At 70.4% G+C, this 23000-nt stretch carries 19 protein-coding genes; 5 read left to right on the top strand and 14 right to left on the bottom strand.

Features of this window, described 5'->3' with window-relative positions; translation table 11 throughout:
* Positions 1-28: 28 nt before the first annotated feature.
* Entirely contained in the window at positions 29-1735 is a 1707-nt protein-coding gene (locus ASG63_RS00980) for an outer membrane beta-barrel protein (protein ID WP_082504697.1), read from the bottom strand.
* A gap of 283 nt (positions 1736-2018) precedes the next feature.
* On the opposite strand from ASG63_RS00980, the gene ASG63_RS00985 reads away from it, so the two are divergent.
* Complete coding sequence (locus ASG63_RS00985) at positions 2019-3047, top strand: KpsF/GutQ family sugar-phosphate isomerase (RefSeq protein ID WP_056211152.1); 1029 nt, start codon at positions 2019-2021, stop codon at positions 3045-3047.
* Between the two features lie 4 nt (positions 3048-3051).
* Here ASG63_RS00985 and ASG63_RS00990 read toward each other — a convergent pair whose 3' ends face one another.
* On the bottom strand, positions 3052-4140 hold the full coding sequence (locus ASG63_RS00990) for a glycosyltransferase family 61 protein (RefSeq protein ID WP_056211155.1): 1089 nt from the start codon (positions 4138-4140) through the stop codon (positions 3052-3054).
* Between the two features lie 161 nt (positions 4141-4301).
* On the opposite strand from ASG63_RS00990, the gene mutL reads away from it, so the two are divergent.
* Positions 4302-6203, top strand: a complete 1902-nt coding sequence (gene mutL / locus ASG63_RS00995) for a DNA mismatch repair endonuclease MutL (protein WP_056211157.1) — start codon at positions 4302-4304, stop codon at positions 6201-6203.
* On the opposite strand, the gene ASG63_RS01000 is transcribed toward mutL, so the two are convergent.
* Positions 6200-6811: an FMN-dependent NADH-azoreductase gene (locus ASG63_RS01000; RefSeq protein WP_056211160.1), complete on the bottom strand. Its 612-nt coding sequence runs from the start codon at positions 6809-6811 to the stop codon at positions 6200-6202. The two genes, mutL and ASG63_RS01000, sit on opposite strands and share 4 nt — an antisense overlap.
* A 76-nt stretch (positions 6812-6887) precedes the next feature.
* Here ASG63_RS01000 and ASG63_RS01005 point away from each other — a divergent pair, with 76 nt between their 5' ends.
* The gene (locus ASG63_RS01005) at positions 6888-7283 is read left to right on the top strand and encodes a winged helix-turn-helix transcriptional regulator (protein WP_056211162.1); all 396 of its coding nucleotides are present in this window, start codon (positions 6888-6890) and stop codon (positions 7281-7283) included.
* 15 nt (positions 7284-7298) lie between these two features.
* Here the strand turns inward: ASG63_RS01005 and ASG63_RS01010 are convergent, their stop codons facing one another.
* From ASG63_RS01010 to ASG63_RS01030, 4 genes are all read right to left on the bottom strand, one after another.
* A complete protein-coding gene (locus tag ASG63_RS01010) occupies positions 7299-8417 on the bottom strand; it encodes an SPL family radical SAM protein (RefSeq protein WP_056211164.1) in 1119 nt (372 codons plus the stop codon).
* 90 nt (positions 8418-8507) lie between these two features.
* Positions 8508-9065: a 16S rRNA (guanine(966)-N(2))-methyltransferase RsmD gene (rsmD, locus tag ASG63_RS01015; protein WP_056211166.1), complete on the bottom strand. Its 558-nt coding sequence runs from the start codon at positions 9063-9065 to the stop codon at positions 8508-8510.
* Positions 9062-10990: a pseudouridine synthase gene (locus ASG63_RS01020; RefSeq protein ID WP_244479730.1), complete on the bottom strand. Its 1929-nt coding sequence runs from the start codon at positions 10988-10990 to the stop codon at positions 9062-9064. Before ASG63_RS01020 ends, rsmD begins: the two co-directional genes overlap by 4 nt.
* 1145 nt (positions 10991-12135) lie before the next feature.
* Positions 12136-12339 (bottom strand): CsbD family protein, encoded by a 204-nt coding sequence (locus tag ASG63_RS01030; protein WP_056211453.1) that lies wholly within the window; start codon positions 12337-12339, stop codon positions 12136-12138.
* A gap of 387 nt (positions 12340-12726) precedes the next feature.
* Between ASG63_RS01030 and ASG63_RS01035 the strand changes: the two genes are divergently transcribed.
* Entirely contained in the window at positions 12727-13194 is a 468-nt protein-coding gene (locus ASG63_RS01035; RefSeq protein WP_056211169.1) for a nucleoside deaminase, read from the top strand.
* Positions 13195-13596: 402 nt separating this feature from the next.
* Here the strand turns inward: ASG63_RS01035 and ASG63_RS01040 are convergent, their stop codons facing one another.
* Complete coding sequence (locus ASG63_RS01040; RefSeq protein ID WP_056211171.1) at positions 13597-15087, bottom strand: MFS transporter; 1491 nt, start codon at positions 15085-15087, stop codon at positions 13597-13599.
* Positions 15088-15218: 131 nt separating this feature from the next.
* On the opposite strand from ASG63_RS01040, the gene ASG63_RS01045 reads away from it, so the two are divergent.
* Positions 15219-15467 (top strand): hypothetical protein, encoded by a 249-nt coding sequence (locus ASG63_RS01045; protein ID WP_056211173.1) that lies wholly within the window; start codon positions 15219-15221, stop codon positions 15465-15467.
* On the opposite strand, the gene ASG63_RS01050 is transcribed toward ASG63_RS01045, so the two are convergent.
* From ASG63_RS01050 to ASG63_RS01075, 6 genes are all read right to left on the bottom strand, one after another.
* Complete coding sequence (locus ASG63_RS01050; protein WP_056211174.1) at positions 15451-16533, bottom strand: ABC transporter permease; 1083 nt, start codon at positions 16531-16533, stop codon at positions 15451-15453. The two genes, ASG63_RS01045 and ASG63_RS01050, sit on opposite strands and share 17 nt — an antisense overlap.
* Complete coding sequence (locus tag ASG63_RS01055) at positions 16530-17453, bottom strand: ABC transporter permease (RefSeq protein WP_056211176.1); 924 nt, start codon at positions 17451-17453, stop codon at positions 16530-16532. Before ASG63_RS01055 ends, ASG63_RS01050 begins: the two co-directional genes overlap by 4 nt.
* Positions 17450-19051, bottom strand: a complete 1602-nt coding sequence (locus ASG63_RS01060; RefSeq protein WP_056211178.1) for a peptide ABC transporter substrate-binding protein — start codon at positions 19049-19051, stop codon at positions 17450-17452. Before ASG63_RS01060 ends, ASG63_RS01055 begins: the two co-directional genes overlap by 4 nt.
* 4 nt (positions 19052-19055) lie before the next feature.
* A complete protein-coding gene (locus tag ASG63_RS01065; protein WP_056211179.1) occupies positions 19056-19490 on the bottom strand; it encodes a GlcG/HbpS family heme-binding protein in 435 nt (144 codons plus the stop codon).
* Between the two features lie 70 nt (positions 19491-19560).
* The gene (locus tag ASG63_RS01070; protein ID WP_056211181.1) at positions 19561-20544 is read right to left on the bottom strand and encodes an alpha/beta fold hydrolase; all 984 of its coding nucleotides are present in this window, start codon (positions 20542-20544) and stop codon (positions 19561-19563) included.
* Between the two features lie 479 nt (positions 20545-21023).
* Positions 21024-22898, bottom strand: coding sequence for an ABC-F family ATP-binding cassette domain-containing protein (locus ASG63_RS01075; protein WP_056211183.1), 1875 nt, complete (start codon positions 22896-22898; stop codon positions 21024-21026).
* Positions 22899-23000: the final 102 nt, after the last annotated feature.

The raw sequence follows: 23000 nt of genomic DNA on the forward strand, positions 1-23000 counted from the left end.
TACCGCGACGAAAAAGCGGGTCCGCGCGTCACGGATTGACGCGCAGGCCGAGCAGGAACGTGTTCGCGTGGAAGCTTGAACCGGACGAGGTGCTGTCGAGGCGCTGGTAGATGTAGCTCCCGCGCATCGCCAGCCAGCGGTTGAAGCGATAGTCGATCCGCGCCGTCGCCGAGAATCCGCGCTCGGTGATGTTCACCCGGTCATAGTCGTTCGACAGGTAGCTGATGCCGCCGGTCAGCGAGAGATTGCGCAGGAGATCGTGCTGGACTTCCAGCGTCGCGGTTTGTGTCAGGACGCCGCTCGAACCGGGCACCGACGTCTCGACGATGCCCGTCGCTCCATTCAGGCGGACTGTGGTGAGCGGACTCGCGCTCCAGATCAGCGCCGCGGTGATGACGGGCGCCGTCAGATCGCGCAGGGCCGGGTCGACATAACTGCGGTGCTGAAGTCCCGCCGAGATTTCCCCGGTGACGAAGCGGGTCAGGGCAAAGGACGCGCCGCCCGAGAGCGTGATGCCATCGGAATCGCGCCGTATTCCCGATGAGTCGACGCGTAGATCGTAGACGCGCGTGTCAGCCAGGACATCGACGAAGGGCGTGATGACGGGCGAGATCTCGTATCCGGCCCGAAGTTGCAGGCCATACTGGTTCAGGTTGCGATCGCTCTGGCGCAGGATGGTGCCATCCGAGAGCTGCGCATCCTCGAACTCCGAGCGGTCGAGCAACCCCCGCAGCGAAACCTGGACCCGGTTGAAGCGCTCGGAGACGCCGACCGTCGTGCCATAGCTCGCGATCAGCGGCCGGGTCGCCGTCGCGGCCGCCAGGTCCGGCGTGCCAGTGCGTTGTGTTTCCAGGAGAAATCGGCCTTCGACCTCGATCCGCGTGTCGCGATTCGCGTCGATCCGCAGCCGCGTCACGCCGGCTCCGTTCGGCCGGCTGGCCCCCTGATTGTCCGGATAATCGACGTAGCCCCCCCGCAGGTCGCCGGTGAGCTCGCTCGACGACCAGTCGCTCCGGAAGCTCAATTCGCCATCGGTCCGCAGCGCCAGCGACGGCTTGGCCAGCCGATTCGTGATCTGGTCGGGGTTGGTGTCATAGCCGATGCTCTGCTGGATCGCAGGCAGGATCGTGAAGGTGCCGACCTTGATCCCGAGCGGCGCGTAGGCCTCGTCGATGGTGATCGGCCGCCGAAGGGCCGTCGAGAGAAAGAATCCCGGCGTCTGGACACCAGCGAGCGGCAGCACCGTCGGCAACGGAACGCCGCTCACGGCATTGCGCACCACCGGCGTGAGACGCAGATCGTAAGGCGGCACTTGCGTGATCGATCGGACCGGCCGGACCGTCGCGCTCCCGAAGCGGCGCGGCGGGATCGCCCTGAGCCGCAGGAGATTCGTCAGTCCGCGATTGTTGGGCCCATTCGTCCCGCCGGAGGCGAGGGCGCTGCCGGATCGGCTTCCGGCCAGCGCACGGGTGGCCAGTCCTCCGCTGCCTGACGTCTCTCCGCCGGTCGCAGAGCCGTTGCTGTTCAGAACCCCGCTGCCCGAGACGGTACTGCCCCGCAGGCCCGCGCCCAGCGGCAGGACGTCGCCCACGGCCGGCGCTCCGAAGGTACTATCGGGCGCACCGGAGGGAAGCGCCTGAGCCCGGGCAAGGGACGGAAGCGTGAGGGCAGCGATCAGGGCAAAGCCACGAAGACCTTGGCTCTGCCATCCTGCGATCGGCCCTGCGCATGTCACGGATCGACGTCTTTCCGCTGACCTTGACGCCGAAGACGGCGCTTCGAGACCTGGGCCGCCTGCGGATGCGCGAGACGGACGACGCCAGACCGTCTTTCAAGGGAAGACGCCCCGACCTCATGGTTAACAGGCCTACAACCGGCACGGTTAATGGGGCGTCAACGCGGAGCGGGACACATCGGGCAAGGCCAAGGGGTCGCCATCCGACCACAATCCCTGTCCATAGGCGGACGACCGTGGCGCCGCACGCGCACGCGATCTCACGAGAAGGATACGGGGCAGTATGGCTCCAGCAGACAGCGCCCAGGCCTTGCGCCCCGCCTCGATCCCCGCGGATTCGACGCTCTCGCCGGCGGTCGCCTCCGCCCTGCGGACGATCGAGACCGAACGCGATGGGCTCGCCTGCTTGATGGAGTCCATCGGCAATGGGCTCGGCGCGGCGTTCACCGATGCGGTGTCGCGCATCGCCCGCGCCAAGGGACGCGCCATCCTCACGGGCATGGGCAAATCGGGCCATATCGGTCGCAAGATCGCTGCGACGCTGGCCTCGACCGGGACGCCCGCCCTGTACGTTCACCCCGCCGAGGCCAGCCATGGTGATCTGGGCATGATACAGCCCGAAGACGTCGTGGTGGCGCTATCCTGGTCGGGCGAGACGACGGAGCTGGCCGACATCATCGGTTATGCCCGTCGCTACCGCGTCGGCCTGATCGCCATCACATCCAACAGTTCATCGACCCTGGGCCGCGAAGCCGACATCTGCCTGACCCTCCCGAAGGCGCGCGAGGCCTGTCCGAATGGCTTGGCCCCGACGACGTCCACGGCGATGCAGCTTGCCCTCGGCGATGCGCTCTCCATTGCGCTCCTCGAAGCACGCGGCTTCTCCGCGCGGGAATTCAGCATCTATCACCCGGGCGGTCGCCTCGGCGCGTCGCTGCGTCAGGTTCGCGAGGTGATGCATACCGGATCCCAGCTGCCGGTGGTCCCATGCGGGACCCCGATGCGCGCGGCCATCGCCGAGATCGATGCGAAAGGTTTCGGCTCGGTGGTCGTGGTGGACGCCGAGGGACGCCTCGCGGGGATCCTCACGGACGGCGATCTGCGCCGCAACGTCTTCCGCACCGATCTCGATAGCCTCGCGGTCGAGGCGCTGATGAGCGGCAAGCCACGGACGGTCGCCCCCGAAACGTTGCTCGCGAAGGCCCTGGAAATCCAGGAATCGATGAAGATCACGGCGCTGATCGTCGTCGAGGACGACCGCCCGGTCGGGCTCGTGCACTACCACGATCTGCTCCGGTCAGGCGTCGCCTGAGCCGTCAGAGGCGGCGCTCGAGCCAGCGCTGAACCGGTTTCCAGCCCGGGATCCACTTGGATCGCCAACGCGCCGTGTCCTCGGCGGCATCGCGGGCCTCGAGGCTGTCGAAGGCATGCGCGCGCTCCAGCATCTCGGCCGCGACCGCTTGTGGGTCCGGGATCGACCACCCGAAATGAAAGCCAGGCTCCTCTTCGATCATGCTCCCCGGAACGAAGTAGTACCGCGCCTGCGTGCCATTGAGCGCATCGAGCAGGGGATAGTTGGCGTGGACCGGAGGCGTCCAGTTCAACGCGAGGATCCGGCGGTTCGGCGCCGCGAAGACGGCCGTATGGAACGCCGAGCCTGCCGTTCCAAGAACCATTTTCCGTTCCGAAAGCAGACGAACCAACTCAGGAAACCGCAGGGTCTCCGGGAAAACGATGTCCACCCCCTGCCGCGCCAGACGCTCGCACAGCACATCCTCGTTGCGCAGGCGCGAGATCCCCGATGCCAATCTTGCTTTCGACAGGTAGACCGGCCGCGTTTCCCGATCGACAGCGACTGGGTCGTAGAACGCCTCGCCGGTATAGTGCGTGAGCGTGCCGTAGATCGCATGGGTGAAGTCCTGCTCCTTTACGCTCGGCTCCGGAACCAGCAGCTTCGGGATCCGCGTCACGTTCTGGAAGGTCACGAGGTCTGCGATGGTCAGATCGAAGCGGGCGAGAATGTCGGCGAGGAACGGTAGCGTCGCCCATTTCGCGTGCAGCGCATCCAGAGGTCCTTCAGCGTAGCAGAGGAGGCGTGGCTTCGGTCCCCTCCAGGTGAGGAGTGGCCAGAGGCGCGCGAAGGTGCCGAGGAGGAAATGGCCGTAATGGGTGATCAGCGGACCGATGAAGAGAGTCGGGCGATCGTCCGCCTCGTCCACGACGTCCGTCAGCATGGGATTGGCGCCAAATTCGATGATGGTGCCATCGGCATCGCACAGCGCCCAACTCCCGTCCGGGGTCGCCGGCTGATACACGGCGTTGGTCACCGCACGCAGTCCCGGAAGTGTATCGCGCTGTTCGGTCCGTCCCCATACGGTGCGGCAGCGCTGCAGCTTGGCCTTCACGCGCGGATAAGCCCCTCGAAAGAGAACCGTAAGGTCTTCATACCGTCGACCTTGTCGTCACCCTCGTGAGCGTGCGTCGAATCGGCAGCGGGTGTGGCACGAACCAACGTTTCCATCCTGGCCTTTCGGCTGTGTCCGAGGGCACCTATAGTTTCCTTCGCATGTCCACGCCACCTCGCCCCGTCCGTCGCCTCGATCCGATCCTCGTCGACCGTATCGCTGCGGGCGAGGTCGTTGAGCGGCCTGCCTCAGCGGTCAAGGAACTCGTCGAGAACGCGATCGATGCTGGCGCACGCAGTATCGAGGTCACGATCGAAGGAGGCGGCCGACGCTTGATCCGTGTGGTCGATGACGGCGCGGGCATGGATGCGGATGATCTTGCGCTCGCCGTAGAGCGACACGCCACCTCGAAGCTTCCAGGGGGAGACCTTACCCGCATCGAAACGCTGGGCTTTCGTGGCGAGGCCCTACCCTCCATCGGCGCGGTCGCGCGCCTGACTCTTACCAGTCGTACGTCCAAGGCCGAAACCGGTGTCACCCTTACGGTCGATGCGGGCATCAAGGGCGAAGTCCGCCCGGCACCGAGCGCGCGCGGCACGCGCATCGAGGTGTCCGATCTGTTCGCGGCCACACCTGCGCGACTGAAATTCCTGAAGTCCGACCGGGCCGAAACGGCGGCGATCGGCGACATCCTGCGCCGGCTCGCGGTGGCGCAGCCCGAAATCCGACTTGTCCTGCGATCGGAAAGTGGGACGCCGCTCATTTTCCCGGCCGAGACAGAAACGGGTTCTTCCGCAACCCTTCGGCGCCTGACTGGGATCTTCGGCACCGACTTCGCATCAAATTCGCTAGCCCTCGACATGGCCCGCGAGGGCTTCGCGCTTGCGGGTCATATCGGCCTGCCGAGCTTCCATCGCGGCGCTGCCAGCCAGATCCACTTCACCGTCAATGGCCGGCCGGTCCGTGACCGCCTACTGCTCGGCGCCGTGCGGGGCGCCTATGCCGATACCATGAGTTCCGACCGCCACCCGGTCCTGGCTCTGGCGATCCTGTGCGATCCGTCGCTGGTGGACGTGAATGTGCACCCGGCCAAGACCGAAGTCCGCTTTCGCGATCCCGGCCTGGTCCGGAGCCTGATCGTCAGTGCGATCCACGAGACCCTCCGACAAGCCGGCCTGCGCGGCTCCACCACGGGCGCTGCCCGCACGTTGGACGCCTTGCGGCCGACCGGTCTCGCCGTTCATTCGGGCACCAGTACCTATCCGATCCCCTCACTGAACCGACCGGGCTCGGTGCCGTCCATTGCTGCGCCCTATCCCTACCGCCAGGCGGTTCCGCGCTCGCCGGCGCTCACCGGAATGGCCGAGGCGCCCCAGGCCCGCTTCGCGCATGATTTCGCCCCCCCGGCGGCGGATCTGCGCCCACGGGTGGAGCCAGCGGACGAACAGGTGCACCCCCTTGGAGCGGCGCGGGCTCAGTTGCACGAGACCTACATCGTCGCCCAGACGGCCGATGGTCTCGTCCTCGTCGATCAGCATGCCGCCCACGAGCGCCTGGTCTACGAACGGCTGAAACGCGAACGCGCACGGGGCGGCATCGCCCGTCAGGGTCTGCTGATTCCCGACGTGGTGGAGATGGCTCCCGGCGAGGCGGAGCGCCTCGTCGCCGCGGCCCCCGATCTCGACCGCCTGGGCCTCACGCTCGAGCCGTTCGGCTCGGGCGCCGTCCTCGTGCGGGAGGTACCGGCCGCTCTCGCCGGCGCTTCGATCCGGACCCTCGTCACCGATATCCTCGATGCGCTCAGCCAGAGTGGTCTCGAAGACGAAAGCCCCGATGGCACCGATGCGGGTGCAGGCACCCTCGGCCGGCGCCTGGACGCGATCCTGTCGCGGATGAGTTGCCACGGCTCGATCCGAGCGGGCCGGCGCTTGCACCCAGAGGAAATGAACGCGCTCCTGCGCGAGATGGAAGCGACGCCGCTCGCCGGCACCTGCAACCATGGCCGCCCGACCTTCGTGGAGCTGAAGCTCCACGACATCGAGCGGCTCTTCGGACGGCGCTAGGCCGCCGGCAGGTCGGAGGCGGCCTTCAGAGCACCGTCGAGGGCCTTCTGGCGGGCGTCCGGACCGAGTGCGATGCCCTCGGCGACGATGATCTCCGGGTTCGTGATGCCGATGAAACCCAGAACCACGCGCAGGTAGGTCTCGGCATGCTCCGCCGCCGCGTTCGGTGTTCCCGCTCCGTAAAGACCGCCCCGAGCAACGGCTACGATGACCCGCTTCTGCGGAACGAGGCCGACGGCGCCGCTCTCGGTGTACTTGAAGGTCTGGCCCGCCACGAGGATACGATCGATCCAGGCCTTCAGCTGCGACGAGATCGTGAAGTTGTACAGAGGCGCGCCGATCACCACGATGTCGGCGGCGAGGAATTCGGCAAGGACGGAACGGCCGAGCTCGACGTCGTGCTGGATATCAGGGGTGTTCGTCGCGTTCGGCTGGTGGCCTGCCAGGTAGGCACCCGAGAGGTGCGGAATCGGCGTCGCGGCGAGATCGCGGTAGGTGACGTCGAGGCCCGGTGTCGCCGCCGTCAGATGCGTGACGATCGCAGCCGAAACCGCGCGGCTGACCGAATGGTCCCCCAGAATGCTTCCGTCGACGTGCAGGAGTTTCATCTTCGATCCCCGGTATCAGAAGTGTACCGAGGCGGTATAGAGAACCAGATGCGCTCCCGCGCAAGGAGGCACATTCGTGGAACTGGGGCACAACGAGGGAACCGCAACGACCGCACAGCACAACCCGGGCGATTGCCGGGTCGTCGGCACAGTCCTGTCGCGGATCGGCGACAAGTGGTCGATCCTCGTGGTGATGATGCTGACGGATGGGCCGCGGCGCTTCAACGAACTTAAGCGCCTGGTCGGGGGCATCTCGCAGCGGATGCTGACCTTCACCCTCCGAGGCCTCGAGCGCGACGGCTTGGTCTCCCGGACCGTGTATCCCACCATTCCGCCCCGGGTGGAGTATGAACTTACGGATCTCGGGCGATCCCTGCAGGTCCCCGTTCAGGCCCTGGGGGCCTGGGCATTCTCGAATCTTCCGGCAATCCAGGAGGCACGAAGTCGCTTCGATGAAGGCCAACCGAATTGAAGGCAGGATAATATCTCACGTCCAGTAAAGGATACGAGCCGGCAAGGTGCGCTGGATCTCTCCCGTCAGCCAAGAACGCATGGACTGCATCAGATCCCGCGGAAAGACGTACTTCACCGATCCGAATTTCGTCAGCTTGCGACTTCGTTCCGTCTCCGTCATCGGGAGATCCGAACCGGGATACCACCTTTGCAGAACGCTCTTCGAACCGGGCGTGAAGCGATGGGTGATGAGTTCAACGGTGAGATCGATGCCCTTCACGCCCGACAGCGCCGCGGCGACATCCCGTATCAAGCCGGCATAGGCGTCCTGCCAGTTCGGGACCGGCAGGATCGGCGCGATGGTGAGGCCGACCGGATAGCCGGCCTCCGCGACCTCCCGGAGGGCCGCCAGGCGCGCATCCAAACTCGCCGTTCCCCCCTCGTAGCGAGCAGCCGAGCGCGCATTCACGGAGAACCGGATGCGGGTACGCCGGTTGTGGGCAAGGCCGAGCAAGGGCTGCACGGCCGCGAACTTGGTGGTGAAGCGAAGTTGGACCGGTGCCTCCCAGGCGCCGAAGCGGGTGATGGCGGCCGAGAGCGAGCCGGTGAGATGTTCGATGCCGAGGGGATCGGTGTAGCACGAGGCCTCGAAGGTGGTGCCTTCCTGGGCGCGGTCAGCCTGGGTCGAGGTGATGGCGCCCTGGCCGAGATAGGCCGGCAGGTTGTCGAGGATCGCGTCGAGGTTCGCGTAGGCCCGCGTCACCGGGGGGCCCGAGAGAGAGCCCGCCAGATAGCAGTACTGGCAATGGGCCGGGCAGCCCTCGGCGAGGTCGAAGCGCCAGTCGGCGCTCGGTGGAATCGGCTGGAGTTTCAGCTTGGTCGGTGGGGCGACGACGATGGCGAGGGTCGCCTTCGCCTCGCGATACGCGATCCGTGGGTCCGGATTTCGTAAGCCCGTCAGACGGTTGGCGGCCAAGCGCTCGACCGGTAACCCGAGGGCCTCGGCGCGAGCCACCATCGCGCGGCCGTGCGCGTGCTCCAGGGCGGCCGGGGTGACGAGGACGCGGCGCGGTCGCCAGAGGCGGGACGGGCGCGGGTCGGAGGCGACCGGATCGATCTCGGCGGCGTCGGTTCGGGGTTCGGCGAGGACCATACCGGAGGAACGCGCCCGGGTGCCGCGGGGGTCCGCCGCGCGCGCGTCGGTCGCGCCGGTATACCACGCAGCTCGCGTCGAGGTCGCGCGTCAGGCGGCGTAGCGCGCGTAGGCGAGGGCGGTGTCGCCGTAGACCCGGCGCTCCAGCTCGGTGAACCCGGGCGGCAGGGCGACGTGGACACTCGCGGATTCCTCGACGACCGCGAGGGCGCCGGGAGCGAGCCAGCCGCCGGTGGCCGCGCTGGCCAGGGCGGCCGGAGCGAGGTCGCGGTGGTAGGGCGGGTCGCAGAACACGAGGGAGAAGGTACCGCTGGTGCCGGCCGGGCCGAGTCGGGTGGCGTCGCGCCGGAACAGGCGGGTCGCCCCTTCGGCGCCGAAGGATTCGATGTTCTCCCGAATCAGGGCGCGGGCCTCGGCGTCCTCGTCGACCAGGAGGGCGTAGGCCGCACCGCGCGACAGGGCTTCGAAGCTCAGCGCCCCGGTGCCGGCGAACAGGTCGAGGACCCGGGCCCCGGCGACGGCATCGTCATAGGCGTGCGCGAGGACGTTGAAGAGTGCCTCGCGGAGCCGGTCCGAGGTGGGCCGGATCGCGTCGGTCTTCGGGGTTGCGAGGCGGCGGCCGCGGTGATCGCCGCCGACGATCCTCACCGGCCGCCACCGCGGGGCGGACGGGCGCCGCCGGGCTTGCCGCCACCGGAGCCGCCGCGGCTGAAACCGCCGGGCTTGCCACCGGGCTTGCTGAAACCGCCGGGTTTGCCACCGGCCTTGAAACCGCCGCCGGGTTTGCCGGCCCCCTTGAAGCCGCTGCGCTCGCCGTCCGGGCGAGTGCCCTTGTAGCCACCGCCCTCGCCGTCCGGGCGAGTGCCCTTGTAGCCACCGCGCTCGCCGTCCGGGCGGGTGCCCTTGAAGCCGCCACGGTCGCCGCCGGGGCGGTCGTTGCCACGGAAGCCGCTGGGCTTGTCGCCCCGGAAGCCGTCGCGGCGGTCGTCCCGGGCCGGCGCGCCGCGGGAGGCCGGACGGGCGCCACGGTCGTCGCCGCCCTCGGCGCGATTCGCATTGCCGCGGAAGGGGCCGCGGGGGCGATCCTCGCTCCCGCGCGGGGGACCACGGCGCTCGGCACCGTCCTGCGAGCGGAAGTTCCCGCGCGGACGGTCGTCGTCCCGGCGCGGCGGCCGGCCTTCGCCGCCGAAGCCGCGAGCGGGCCGGTCACCGGCGGGGCGAGACTCCGAGGCACGGTCGTCGGCCTGCCGGAACGGGCGGCCCTGGGCCTCGGCGCGGGGGAAGCGGCCCTCGCGGGGGGCGGCCTCGTCCCCGCGACGGCGCACGGCGCTGTCGCGGCGATGCGGCTCGGCGGCCGGTTCCTGCGGGCTCGACTTCAGGCGCTCCACGAGGACACGGCGCTCGCCGGTGCTGATGGCGCCGACGCGTTCGCGTCCCCGGGCGGCGGCCGTCTCGCGCTCGACCTTCGGGTCGGCTCCCCGGCGCGGGATCTTGACCCGCCGGGTCCCATCCTCGGTTTTGGCCTCGTCCTCGGCGCGCCAGACGGAGCGGCGCGGACCGGCGCTGTTGCCGCCGGTGGGCACGCGGGCGGGCTTGGCCGGCGCCATCGGGCGGCCGCCGCCGCGCGGCCCCTCGTCGTCGGTGCCCCGGGTGTCGCGGCGCTGGGCGGCCGAGGCGCTGCGGGCGGGCTGCTTAGCCTGCTGCTTCGGCGAGCCGAAGGGCGCGATCGGCTCGCGCACCGGGCTCTCGAAATCGACGCCGGCCTGTTCCGAGAGGGCCGGACCGAGCTGTTCCTTCAGCACCTTGGTGCGGATCTCCTCCGCCAGGCCCGCTTCGAGGTCGCCGAGCTGGAACGGCCCGAACGAGAGGCGGATCAGCCGGTTCACCGCGAGCCCGAGATGCTCGAGGATGCGCTTGACCTCGCGGTTCTTGCCCTCGCGCAGGCCGAGGGTGATCCAGAGGTTGTCGCCGGACGCCCGGTCGAGGGTCGCCTCCACCGGACCGTAATCCATGCCGTCGATGGTCACGCCCCGGCGCAGCTTGTCGAGCTCGGCCTGGGTGGTGTCGCCATGGGCGCGCACGCGGTAGCGGCGCAGCCAGCCGGTATCCGGATGGGCCACGACCTTGGCGAGGCCGCCATCGTTGGTGAGGAGCAGCAGCCCCTCGGTGTTGATGTCGAGGCGGCCGATGGCGACGACGCGGGGCAGGTCCTCGGGCAGGTTGTCGAAGACGGTCTGGCGGCCTTCCGGGTCGCGCGCCGTGGTCACGAGGCCGCGGGGCTTGTGGTAGATCCACAGGCGCGTGCGCTCGCGGGCCGGCAGCGGCTCGCCGTCGACGGTAATCCGGTCATCGGGGGTCACGTTCATCGCCGGCGAGGTCAGGACCCGCCCGTTGAGGGTGACGCGGCCCTGTTCGATCATCGCCTCGGCATCCCGGCGCGAGGCGATGCCCGCGCGGGCGATGGCCTTGGCGATGCGGTCGCCCTCGGGCGTGCCCTCGTCGCGGGCGGGACCGCCGGACGCGGCGGCCGCGGTCCCCGGCTGGGCGGCCTTCGCCACGGCGGTCGTTGCCATGGCGGTCTTGCGGCGCAGGGGCGCGTCGCCGCCGCGGGGCATGGCGGCGTGCCGGACCTTCGGCTTCTCCTCGGCCGAAGGGCCGGGAATGCCGGCATCGGTCGCCGGAGCCCAGGACCCGGCCGGGGCCTTCGACTCGGAAGAGGTCGTGGCGGCGGCCTGCGGCGCCGCCGCCTCGGCCGGCGTCGCCTTGGCGCGCTTGGGCGCAGCCTCGACCGCCGGCCTGGCGACGGACGCGTCCGCCGCGGGCGCGGGAGGCTCGGCGGCGACAGCCTCGCTCGGCGCGGCTTCGGGTGCCTTGGCCTTGGAGGGCTTGGCCGTTGTGGGCTTCGCCGTCGTGGGCTTGGCCGTCGTGGGCTTGGCCGTCCTGGGCTTGGCCGCGGACGGCTCCGCCACTGCGCTCGCGGCCTCGGGCGCTACGGTGGAGGCCTCCTTCGAGACGTCCTGGGACGCCTCGGCCTTGGCCGGCTTGGCTTTCGCGGCTTTCGGCTTGGCCGTGTCGACGGGTTCGGCGCCCGCCGCAGCCTTGGCCGACGCGGCATCGGCCGTCGCAGGCTTGCCCGTCTCAGCCTTCGGCTTGGCGGAGGCCGCCTTCGGGGCCTTGGACGTCACGGTCTCCGCCGCGAGCGTCTCCTCGGACGCGGCCGGCTTCGCGGACTTCGCTTTCGAAGGCGTCGCACCGGACGCCGGGGTGTCCGAAGCCGTCGCGGTCGCCGTCTTGCCAGCGCCGGCCTTGCCCGCACCCGTCTTGGCGGCGTCCGCCGTCTCAGGCTTGGCCTTCGCGGCCTTGGCCGCCTTGGCGGGCGGGCTCGCCGCCCCCTCGGCCGCCCCTGCGGCGGGCGCGGACGCGTGGGCCTTCGCTGGCGCGGTCTGGGTGGACGCCGCCGCGGTCTTGCTCGACGGGTTTGCCGAAGCCTTGGGCTTCGAACGGGAGGTCTTGGCAGGCACGTCCTCAGACTTGCCCATCGTATCGTCAGTCTTGTCGGTCATGCCTGCCCCATAACAGAGCGGGCGCGTTGTTGCGAGTGATCCCGCGCGCAAGGGCCGCGGGTTCGGTGGATGCAGTCCCCAAACATGCGAAAAGGCGGCTCGCGCCGCCCTTCCGAGATCATCGTCGCCGGATACGAGATCCGGGGTCGAAAGACTTAGAGCTTGCTCTTGACCGCGTCGGCGGCGTTCTTGACGCCGTCCTTGGCATCGCCGACCGTCTTCTGGGTCTCGCCCTTCAGCTCCTGGGCCTTGCCCTCGGCCTTCAGCTTGTCGTTATCGGTCACGTTGCCGATGCCCTGCTTGACGTTGCCGACAGCCTCGTTGGCGAGACCCTTGATCTTGTCGGTGGTGCTGCTCATCGTGCGCTCCTCGTCTTCGGGTTGGCGGTCGGCGTCGTCTCGGCCGTGCCGCATTGCCCATCCCAACGGCCACGCCCGAGCGATGTTCCGGGATTTAACATCCTCGTGAAGCCATTCCACGAACGGCTTCGGCTTCTGCTCGGTGCGGGAGCTCCATCGGCGCGCCGCGCTTGAACAATCCGCGTGCGAAGACGGCAGCGATGTCCCATGGCGGTGACGAAGCCGCCGTCGAGCCCGACCTGCCGTCGCTGAACCGCCAGCCGGGGGTCGCAGGGCTTTCGTGCCGACGGTGCCGAGGGTTCCTCGGGTGCAGCCCATTGCGAAGCAGCGTCGCGGTCGCCAAGGATCGGGCGCCAGGGATCGGGCGCCGATCCGCAGGACTCCATCATGCCCGAGACCGATCCGTCCGCCACCGACCCCCTCAGCCACGCCTTCGCGGCGGCACGTCGGGCGGCGGCGGAGGGGGAGGTTCCGGTGGGTGCGGCGGTGGTGAGGGACGGGGTGGTCCTCGCCGTGGCGCACAATCGCCCGCGGGCCCTGCGCGATCCGACCGCCCATGCGGAGATCCTGGCGATCCGGGCCGCCTGCCAGGCCCTCGACGACGAACGGCTGAACGGATGCGACCTCTACGTCACCCTGGAGCCCTGCGCGATGTGTGCGGCCGCGATCGCCTTCGCGCGGATCCGGCGGCTGTACTTCTCGGCCGCGGACCCGAAGGGCGGTGCCGTGGAGAACGGGCCGCGCTTCTTCAATCAGCCGACCTGCCATCACAGTCCGGAGGTCTATGGCGGCTTCCGGGAAGCCGAGGCCGCCGGGTTGCTGCGGGATTTCTTCGCCGAACGCCGCCTGCCCTGAGAGTTCAGCTGCCGCCCCCGCCGCCGGTGCTGGCGATCGGCGTCTGGGTCTATGCGGCGTTGCCGGACGCGCCGGACGCGTTCGAGGCACTTGGAGGCCCCAGTGGCTCCGGGGGCGACGGTGCCGATCGAACCCGGTCCCCCATTATCGATGCCGCCGGGCCAGACGATTCCTTTGTCGACGACGCCCGGAATCGTCAGGCGCGGCGGCCCGGGGGGCTCGATCTCGGCGCGGGCATTGCCCGTCGCCAACGCCAGGGAGCCGCCGGCGAGGACCAGGGAAAGGGCGGTGGGGACGATCCGCATGGGGTCCTTCCCGAGATGGGCGTGACCCGGTCGGTGCCGGACCGACACGGATCAATCCCGGTGGTTTCGAGCCTTGCCGGGGCTCGATCGCCGCAGATCAGGCGGCCGCCAAAGGTTTCGAGACGTCTTCCAGGGATTTCCCCTCGGCCGCCGTTCCGAAGAGACCGCCCACGACCGCCGCCACGGCCATCAGGGTCGCGCCGATGAGGTAGCCGACCAGCACGTAGTCCCGCGAGCCGGTCTCCACCAGGGCGCCGAACAGGAGCGGCCCGGAGACGCCGCCGATGCCGGTGCCCAGCGCGTAGAACACCGCAATGGCCAGGGCCCGGATCTCCAGGGGGAAGGTCTCCGCGACGGTGAGGTAAGCCGCGCTCGCGGCGGCGGAGGCGAAGAAGAACACCACCATCCAGGCCGCCGTCTGGCCCACCGGGCCGAACACGTCGATCTTGAACAGGTAGCCGGTGATCGCCAGCAGGACCGCCGAGATGCCGTAGGTGAAGGCGATCATGGGACGGCGGCCGATGGTGTCGAACAGGCGCCCGAGGAGCACGGGACCCAGGAAGGAGCCCAGGGCGAAGGGCAGCAGGTACCAACCGACATGGTCGCCCGGCACGTTGTAGAACCGCTGCAGCACCAGGGCGTAGGTGAAGAACAGAGCGTTGTAGAAGAAGGCCTGCGCCACCATCAGGGCGAGGCCGACGAACGTCTGCCGGCGGTGACCGACCAGCATGGTGCCGAACACCTCCTTGAGGGGGGTGTGGCTGCGGGTCCTGAGCTTCATGCGCTTGCCCTCGTCGATCGGCGGCAGGGTGTGGCCCTCGTCGGTGAAGCGCTTCTCGATGGCGGTGACCACGCGGTCGGCCTCGGCGACGTAGCCATGGGTGGCGAGCCAGCGCGGGCTCTCGGGAATCCAGGTGCGCAGGAGGAGGATGACGAGGCCGATGCCGCCGCCGACGAAGAAGGCGATGCGCCAGCCCCAGGCCGGGTCGATCATGCCCGGGCGCAGCACCACGATGGAGAGGAACGAGCCCATCGCCGCGCCGATCCAGAACGAGCCGTTGATGACGAGGTCGGTCCAGCCGCGCACGCGAGCCGGCACGAGTTCCTGGATCGTCGAGTTGATGGCCGTGTATTCGCCACCGATGCCGGCGCCCGTGAGGAAGCGGAACAGGCAGAAGCTGTAGATATTCCAGGACAGGCCCGTGGCGGCGGTGGCGGCGAGGTAGAGCGCCAGGGTGATGAAGAAGAGCTTCTTGCGGCCGATGCGGTCGGTGAGCCAGCCGAAGCCCAGCGCGCCCGTGACGGCGCCGACGAGGTAGGAACTCGCCGCGAGGCCGATGTCGAACTCGGTGAAGCTCATGGGCTCGGCTCGCAGCGCCCCGACGAGGGAGCCCGCGAGGGTGACTTCGAGGCCGTCGAGCACCCAGGTGATGCCCAGCGCCACGATGACGAGGACGTGGAAGCGCCCCCAGGGCAGGCGGTCGAGCCGGGCGGAGATGTCGGTGTCGATCACGGTTCCCATCGGGACCCGCTCCGGCGTCGTCCCCGCGCTCGCGCTGCCCCGGTCCGCCACGGCCTTGGTTGCCATCGAATCCTCGTTAACCGTGCTGTACGACAGTTGTTGGCAATCCGGCGCGGTGCCCGGCGGTTCCGCCAAGCTTCACGCAAAGGTTAAGTCATCTCCGCTGAACTCGGCAGGCTCTCCCGGACGCCCTGCCGATGCCCGCCCGCGTGTCTTCCGCCCTGCTTCTCGCCCTCACCGCCCTCGGGGTCCCGCCCGCCGCCGCATCCGAAGCGGGACGCGGCGCGGCGGCGCGGCCCCTCGATCCGTGGCGACTGCGGCCGAGCGACGTCGTGCCGGCGGAGGCGGGCCCTGCGCGGGACGCCAAGGGCCGGCCGGTCTCGGAGATCCCGGAAGAGCGGCGCGTGGTCCGGGTGGTTTATCCCGGACTCACCAATCCGCGCTGAGACGCGGGTCGAGGGCCTCGGCGAGGCCGTCGCCCAGCACGTTCAGCGCCACCAGGGTGGCGACGAGGAACCCGGCCGGGGCGGCGAGCATCCAGGGGGCGGATTCGATGGCCCGTGCGCCCTCGGCGATCAGGGCGCCCCAGCTCGTGGACGGTTCCTGCACGCCGAGCCCGAGGAAGGAGAGGAAGCTCTCCAGCAGGATCACCTTGGGGACCAGCAGGGTCGCCGCCACGGTGACGGGTCCGAGGGTGTTGGGGACGATGTGCCGGCGCAGGATCGCGACCGTGGAGAGGCCCAGCGCCTCGGCGGCGCGCACGAAGTCGCAGTGGCGCAGCGACAGGGTCTGCGCCCGGGTGATCCGGGCCATGTCGAGCCATTCCACCGCGCCGATGGCGACGAGGATCAGCCCGAGCCCGGCCCGGAAGAAGACCAGCAGCAGGATGACGAAGAACACGAAGGGCAGGGCGTAGAGCACGTCGACGCCGCGCATCATCACCGCGTCGACCCGGCCGCCGGCATAGCCCGCCACCGCCCCGTAGGTGACGCCGATGAGGAGCGCGACGCCGGTGGCGACGAGGCCGATGAGGAGCGAGATCCGGCCGGCGACGAGGCTGCGCGTAAGGAGGTCGCGCCCGAGCACGTCGGTGCCGAGGGGAAAAAAGAGCCGCCGCACCGGCGCCTCGACCACGAGGCGGCGCCCCTCGGCCTCCTGCGACAGGATGGTGGCGGGGCCGAACAGGTCCGAGCGGGGCAGGTAGCTCAGCACCCGCGCGTTGATCGGGTTCGGCGCCGACAGGGTGACGCGCAGGCGCCCGTCCGCGACCCGGATGTCCGCGGCCGTCACCCGCATGCGGAAGGCGAGGCGCTCCACCGCCGGGGCGATGGCCTCGGGGCGCGGATGGGCCCGGAGCGAGGGCGCGGTGCGCACGAGGTCGGGATAGATCCGGCCCGGATCGTGGCCGGTGAGCGGGGGACCGGCGAGGCAGGCGAGGGCGACCAGCGCCAGGACGGCGAGGGCCGCCAGGGCGCTCCCGTTGCGGGCGAGGCGCCCGAGGACGCGCCTCACCGGGCCGCCCGCAGGCGCGGGTCGAGAAGGCCGGAGAGGAGATCGGCCACGAGGTTGAGGGCGATGACGAAGACGGCCACCAGCACGACGGTGCCCATCACCAGGGTGTAGTCGCGGTTGAGCGCGCCGTCGACGAAGTAGCGGCCGATGCCGGGCAGGCCGAAAATGGTCTCGACCACCACCGAGCCGGTGAGCAGCGAGGCCGCCGTCGGCCCGAGGATCGCCACCACCGGCAGCAGGGCCCCGCGCAGGGCGTGGCGGGCGATGCGGTGGGGCGGCAGGCCCATGGCGCGCTGGGTCCGGACCGGCTGCGCGGCCAGCACCTCCGCCAGGGCGGCGCGGGTGAGGCGGGCGAGCGCCCCGACCTGGGGCAGGGCCAGGGTGACCACCGGGAGCACGAGGTTGGCCGGCGCGCCGCTCTCCCAGCTGCCCACCGGCAGCCAGCGCAAGGTCAGGCCGAACACGATCTGCAGCAGGGGCGCCACCACGAAGGTCGGCACCGCGAGCGTCAGGCCGGCGGTGAGGCCGACGAGGCGGTCTACGGCGCTGCCCCGGCGGAAGGCCGCCAGCGCGCCGAGGCCGATGCCGAGCACCAGGGCGAGCGCCAGGGCGAGGGTGCCCAGCGTCATCGAGACCGGCAGGCCACGGGCGAACAGGTCGCCGACGGTGAGGTCGCGGAAGGAGAAGGAGGGCCCGAAATCGCCGGTGAGCAGGGCGCCGAGGTAGCGCCCGTACTGGACGATCAGCGGCTGGTCGAGGCCGTAGACCCGGGCGAGGTTGGCCATGGCGGCCGGGGGCAGGGGCCGCTCCAGGTCGAAGGGCCCGCCCGGGGCGAGGCGGATCAGGAAGAAGCTCGCGGTGACCACGGCGAACAGGGTCGGGATCGCCTGGAGGAGGCGGCGCAGGACGAAGCCGATCACGCCGTCAGCCTCAGGAACCGGGTCGGGGCGGCGTTGCGCAGGTTCGGGTGGTAGCCGGCCAGCCGCGGGGCGATCAGGGCCTTCGAGCGGGTGTGCATCACCGGGATCCAGGGCAGCTCGGTGACCACGATCGTCTCGGCCGCGGAGAGGAGCTCGGCCCGCCGGGCGATGTCGCCCTCGGCCGCCGCCCGCCGCATCAGGCCGTCGTAGGCCGGGTTGCTGTAGCGGCCCGGGTTGAGGCCGTCATTGCCGGTCTCCAGCAGGAACAGGAAGTTCTGCGGATCGGAATAGTCCGCGATCCAGGACATGCGCGCCACGTCGAAGGCGCCGCCGTCGCGCAGGTAGGCGAAGTGGGTCTTGGCGTCGGTGTAGACGAAGCGGGTCTCGATCCCGATGCCGCGCCACATGTCGGCGATGGCGAGCGCCGTGTTGCGGTTGTTGTCGCTGGTGTTGAAGCGATACTCGAGCCGCAGGGGCCGGCCTTCGCCGAAGCCGGCGGCCGCCAGCAGCGCCCGGGCCTCGTCCTCACGGTCGATCGGCAGGGCCTCGCGGCCTTCGGTCTCGGGCGGCCGGCGATAATGGTCGAGGCCGGGCGGGCAGAGGGAATAGGCCGGGTCCATGGTCCCGCCCCAGAGCTGGCTCGCCAGGAACTCGCGGTCGATGACGAGGGAGAGGGCGCGCCGGACCCGGACGTCGTCGAAGGGCGCCTTGCGGGTGTTCACCGCGAGCGCATAGAGGCCGAGTGAGGGGCCGAGCACCACTTCGGAGCCGAAGCGCGCCTTGAGCGAAGCGATCTGGTCGCCGGGCAGGTCGGCCAGCGAATCGATCTCGCCGGCCGCGTAGCGCCGGACCGCGCTCGACAGGTCCGGCGTCGGCAGGAAGGCCACCTGCGGGATCGCCACCGTGGCCGCCGCATGAAAATGCGGGTTGCGCTCCAGGGTGATGCGGTCGTTCGGCACCACGTCCGCCAAGCGGTAGGGGCCGTTGGTCACGCTGTTGCCGGCCCGGGCGAAGGCGTCGCCGTGCCGGGCGACCGAGGGCGGATGCACCGGCAGCGCGGTCTGGTGCGTCAGGAGTTCGAGCAGGTACGGCGTCGGCTGCTCCAGGGTCAGCACCAGGCGCCGCTCGTCCGGGGCGACGACCCCGAGGGCCTCGGGGGGCAGTCCGCCCTGGTTCACCGCCCGGGCGTTCTTCAGGGGAAACAGGACCTCGGCGTATTTGGCCGCGGTGGCGGGGGCGAGGATGCGCCGGAGGGCGAAGACGAAGTCACCGGCGCGGACCGGATCGCCGTTCGACCAGCGCCCGTCCGGACGCAGGGCGAAGTCGTAGGTCAGGCGATCATCGGACAGGGTCCAGGCGGTGGCCGCCCCGGGGATGATCGCGCCGTGATTGTCGTAGGTGAGCAGGCCTTCGTAGAGGTCGCGCAGGATATGCGCCTCGGCCACCGTCGAGGATTTGTGCGGGTCGAGGGTCTCCGGGTCCGCATCGTTGCCGCGCCGGTAGAGCTCGGCCGGCGCGGCCGAGGCCCGGCCGACGCCGCCGGCGGCCAGGAGCGCCGCACCGCCGACGAGCCAGTGCCGCCGATGCGGGCGCGGCATCGGTTCAGGCGCCGGTCTGCGCGGTGAGCCCCGCCGCCTCGATGCCGGCCAGCGCGCAGAGCTCGTCGTTGTCCGAGGTGTCGCCCGAGATGCCGACGGCGCCGATCACGGCCTCGCCCCGGCGGATCAGGACGCCGCCCGGCACCGGCACCAGGGCGGCGGGGCCGACGAGGTGGCTGACGGCGGCGACGAAGTAGGCCTGCTCCTCGGCGCGCTTGTGGATCGCCCGGCCGCCGAGGCCGAGGGCAAGGCAGCCATTCGCCTTGCCCATCGCCACCTCGGCGCGGCGCAGGGAGGTCCCGTCCTCGGCGCCCATGGCCTTGAGGGCGCCCCGCGCGTCGTAGACCACCACGGCCAGGGGCTTCAGCGCGTGGGCGCGAGCCGTCTCCAGGGCGGTGGCGACGATGGTCTGCGCGGCGGCGAGGGTGAGGTCGGACATCGGGGCTCCGGGTTCGGATCGAGGGGGCGTGCCCCTCGACTAACCCGGCGCGGGGCGAGCGACCAGGGGCTCAGCGCGCAAGCCGCGCCAAGAAGGCGTCGTAGCGGGCGGTGACGGCATCCAAGCACTCGAAATGCGGGAAGGCGCCCGTCTCCAGCACGTCGAGGGTCCAGTTCGGATCGCCGCGGAAGCGGTCGGCGTGGCGGTAATCAACGAAGTCGCCCCGGGTGCCGTGCACCATCCAGACCGGCCCCTCGAGGCGGGGATAGATCCGGCCGGTCTCGGTGGCGAAGAGGTGCCCGGCCAGGAACGAGAAGGGCGCGAATTCGGCGCCGGGCTGGTGGGCCGAGACCTGATCGTATTCGAGCAGGCCCTCGTCGATGCTGCGCGAGCCCCAGGTCTTCTCGAGAAAGAACCGCATGCTCGGGCGGCTGACGAGGAGGTCGATCAGCGCCTGGCCCCAGAGCGGATAGGCCGCCACCGCCCGGGCCGTGTCGCTGCCGGACGGATTGCGGCGCTCGTAGCGCCGGTCGAAACCGGTCGGGCTGATCAGCCCCAGGCTGCGGTAATCGTCGGGGCGCGCCAGGGCCGCCCGGGCCAGGAACTCGGCCGAAAGGGAAAGCGCCATCGCGTCGATGGCGGCGCCCCCGTGCCGGTGGCGGATCTCGGCCACCATGGCGTGGATCGCGTCCGTCATGAGTTCCGGCGTGTAGATCCGGTCGCTGCGCTCGGAGAAGCCGAAGCCCGGCAGGTCGAGGGCGTAGACCGGGCGCGTCCTCGCGTAATGGCGATAGAGCGGCCGGACCTCGTAGGCGTTGGCTGCCGCGTTCACGGAATGGATCAGCAGGAGCGGCACGCCCTCGGCCGGCCCATCGGCGTAGAACGACAGCCCGCCCGCATCGCTGCCCAGGCATTCTTGCCGGCCGGGGAGGGCGGGCGGCATCCGGCGACGATGGTCGATGCCGAGGCGGCTATAGGCGATCCAGGCCCCGGCGGCACCGAAAGGAAGCAGCGCCAGCAAGGGCCCGAGCCGGCGGCGGGGGGCATCAGGCATCGTCGGGGTCCCTCGAGTTGCGCCGTCGGAAACGCCCCGGCGGTTTGGATGTTTCCGAGCGGCCTTGCGGTCGGTGCTGGTCCTTTCACGATCAGGGCGCGTCTCGCTCGCCTTGGGGGGAGGAGGGGTGCGTCGTGCCTCTCCAGCAAACGACGCCCCAGGACAGGGCGCGTCCCTCTCCCCCTTGTGGGGAGAGGTTAGGAGTGGGGGTGGTTCCGCCAGACGTCGCCGGTCGAGGGAGGATGCGTGCGTAACCCCCATCACCGGAAAGGCAGCCGCGACCGCACCGTCATTCCGGGGCGCCGCAGGCGAGCCCGGAATCCAGAACCGCCGACAGCGTGAAGTCTTACACGACCTGCGTGTCAAGATCCCAAGCTCCGCTGCGCGGCCCCGGGATGACGGGGTGCTGCGGGCTGATTTCCGAACACGGGGTCCTCTCCTGGAGTATCGCAGCACCGCGGGGAGCGGCTCGACCCCACTCAGGCGGTCGCGCCCTCGATCTCGCCGCTGAGCTCCAGCCACTCCTCCTCGGCCGCCTCCAGGGCGGCGGCGGCGTCGGAGCGCATCTTGGCGATCTCGCCGGCCTTGGCCGGGTTGGCCTGGAAGGCGGTGCCATCGGCCAACGCCGCGTCGATCTTGGCCATGGCGTCGGTGAGCTTCTTCATGCGCGCCTCGACGCCCTCGAGCTTCTTGCGCAGGGGTGCGAGGGCGACGCGGCGGTCGGCATTGGAGCGCCGTTCCACCGCCTTGGCGCCGCCGGTGGAGTCCGCCGCGCCCTTCTCGGCCTCGCGCTCCGGCCCGGCGAGGACGTAGCGGCGGTAATCGTCCATGTCGCCGTCGAAGGCCTTCACGCTGCCGTTCGAGACGAGCCAGAGCCGGTCGGCGCAGGCCTCCACCAGGAAGCGGTCGTGGCTCACCAGGATGACGGCGCCCTCGTAGTCGTTGATCGCCTCCACCAGGGCCTGGCGGCTCTCGATGTCGAGGTGGTTGGTCGGCTCGTCGAGGATCAGGAGGTGCGGACCGCGGAAGGCGGCGAGGCCCATGAGCAGGCGCGCCTTCTCGCCGCCGGATAGCTGCGAGACCGGCGTCTCGGACTTGGTGCCCGAGAAGCCCAGGCGGGCCGCCGCCGCGCGGGCCTTCGATTCGGGCACGTCCGGCATCAGGTCGCGGACATGGGCGTAGGCGCTCTCGGCCGGGCGCAGTTCGTCGAGCTGGTGCTGGGCGAAGTAGGCGACCTCCATCTTGGAGGAGCGGCGCAAGTCGCCGCTCAAGGGGGAAAGGCGCCCGCCGATGAGCTTGCAGAAGGTCGACTTGCCGTTGCCGTTGGCGCCGAGCAGCGCCACCCGGTCGTCGGGTGCGAGGCTCAAGTTCAGGCCCGTGAGCACGATCCGGTCCGGGTAGCCGGCCTGCACCCGCTCCATGGCGACGATGGGCGGGGAGAGCGGCCGCTCGGGGCTCGGCAGGCGGAAGGCCGGCACGTCGTCCTCGATCACTGAGGCGATGATCTCCATCTTGGCGAGGCGCTTGACGCGAGACTGGGCCTGCCGGGCCTTGGTGGCCTTGGCCTTGAAGCGGTCCACGAAGCTCTGGAGATGGGCCCGCTCCGCGTCCTGCTTCTGCTTCGCTTTGGCCTGGAGCACGCGCTTCTCGGCGACCTGCCGGGCGAAGCTCGTGTAGCCGCCCCGGTAGATGCTGAGCTTGCCCCGGTCGAGGTGCAGGATGTGATCGACGCACTCGTCGAGGAGGTCGCGGTCGTGGCTGATGATCACGGCCGTGCGGGGATAGCGCTCTAGGTAGTCGTAGAGCCAGATCGTGCCCTCGATGTCGAGGTAGTTGGTCGGCTCGTCGAGGAGCAGCAGGTCGGGCTCGGAGAACAGCACGGCGGCGAGCGCCACGCGCATGCGCCAGCCGCCGGAGAAGTCGGCGCAGGGGCGCCCCTGCGCCTCCGCATCGAAGCCGAGACCGTGGAGGATCGCCGCCGCGCGGGCCGGCGCCGAGTGCGCCTCGATGTCCACCAGCCGGGTCTCGATCTCGGCGCGGCGCAGGCCGTCGGCGTGCTCGGCCTCCGCCATCAGGCGGGCGCGCTCCGTGTCGGCGGCCAGCACCACGGCGTGCAGGGTCTCGGGGCCGGCGGGCGCCTCCTGGGCCACCGCGCCGATGCGCATGCCCTTGGGCATCGACACCGTGCCGCCCTCGGTGGGCAGCTCGCCGAGGATCGCCTTGAACAGGGTGGTCTTGCCGGCGCCGTTGCGCCCGACGAGGCCCACGCGGGCGCGGTCGGGGATGACGAAGGTGGCGCCGTCGAGGATCAGGCGCTCGCCGATGCGATAGGTGAGGTCGTTGACGCGGAGCATGGCGCGCTTTTGCGGGGTCGGGGCCTCACTGGCAAGCGGCCGGGGACACGCGCCCCGCCCCGGCCTGTGCGGTTGGCGCGGACCTCGCATCCACGCCTATCG

Origin of the sequence: Methylobacterium sp. Leaf94, from assembly GCF_001426045.1 — a bacterium.
In the GTDB taxonomy this organism is placed as follows: Bacteria; Pseudomonadota; Alphaproteobacteria; order Rhizobiales; family Beijerinckiaceae; genus Methylobacterium.

Coding starts and splice junctions, on each gene's coding strand:
- ASG63_RS00985 (WP_056211152.1), top strand. CDS start 2,019: ATGGCTCCAGCAGACAGCGCCCAGGCCTTGCGCCCCGCCTCGATCCCC.
- mutL (WP_056211157.1), top strand. CDS start 4,302: ATGTCCACGCCACCTCGCCCCGTCCGTCGCCTCGATCCGATCCTCGTC.
- ASG63_RS01000 (WP_056211160.1), bottom strand. CDS start 6,811: ATGAAACTCCTGCACGTCGACGGAAGCATTCTGGGGGACCATTCGGTC.
- ASG63_RS01010 (WP_056211164.1), bottom strand. CDS start 8,417: ATGGTCCTCGCCGAACCCCGAACCGACGCCGCCGAGATCGATCCGGTC.
- ASG63_RS01020 (WP_244479730.1), bottom strand. CDS start 10,990: ATGGCAACGACCGCCGTGGCGAAGGCCGCCCAGCCGGGGACCGCGGCC.
- ASG63_RS01030 (WP_056211453.1), bottom strand. CDS start 12,339: ATGAGCAGCACCACCGACAAGATCAAGGGTCTCGCCAACGAGGCTGTC.
- ASG63_RS01035 (WP_056211169.1), top strand. CDS start 12,727: ATGCCCGAGACCGATCCGTCCGCCACCGACCCCCTCAGCCACGCCTTC.
- ASG63_RS01040 (WP_056211171.1), bottom strand. CDS start 15,087: ATGGCAACCAAGGCCGTGGCGGACCGGGGCAGCGCGAGCGCGGGGACG.
- ASG63_RS01045 (WP_056211173.1), top strand. CDS start 15,219: ATGCCCGCCCGCGTGTCTTCCGCCCTGCTTCTCGCCCTCACCGCCCTC.
- ASG63_RS01060 (WP_056211178.1), bottom strand. CDS start 19,051: ATGCCGCGCCCGCATCGGCGGCACTGGCTCGTCGGCGGTGCGGCGCTC.
- ASG63_RS01065 (WP_056211179.1), bottom strand. CDS start 19,490: ATGTCCGACCTCACCCTCGCCGCCGCGCAGACCATCGTCGCCACCGCC.
- ASG63_RS01070 (WP_056211181.1), bottom strand. CDS start 20,544: ATGCCTGATGCCCCCCGCCGCCGGCTCGGGCCCTTGCTGGCGCTGCTT.
- ASG63_RS01075 (WP_056211183.1), bottom strand. CDS start 22,898: ATGCTCCGCGTCAACGACCTCACCTATCGCATCGGCGAGCGCCTGATC.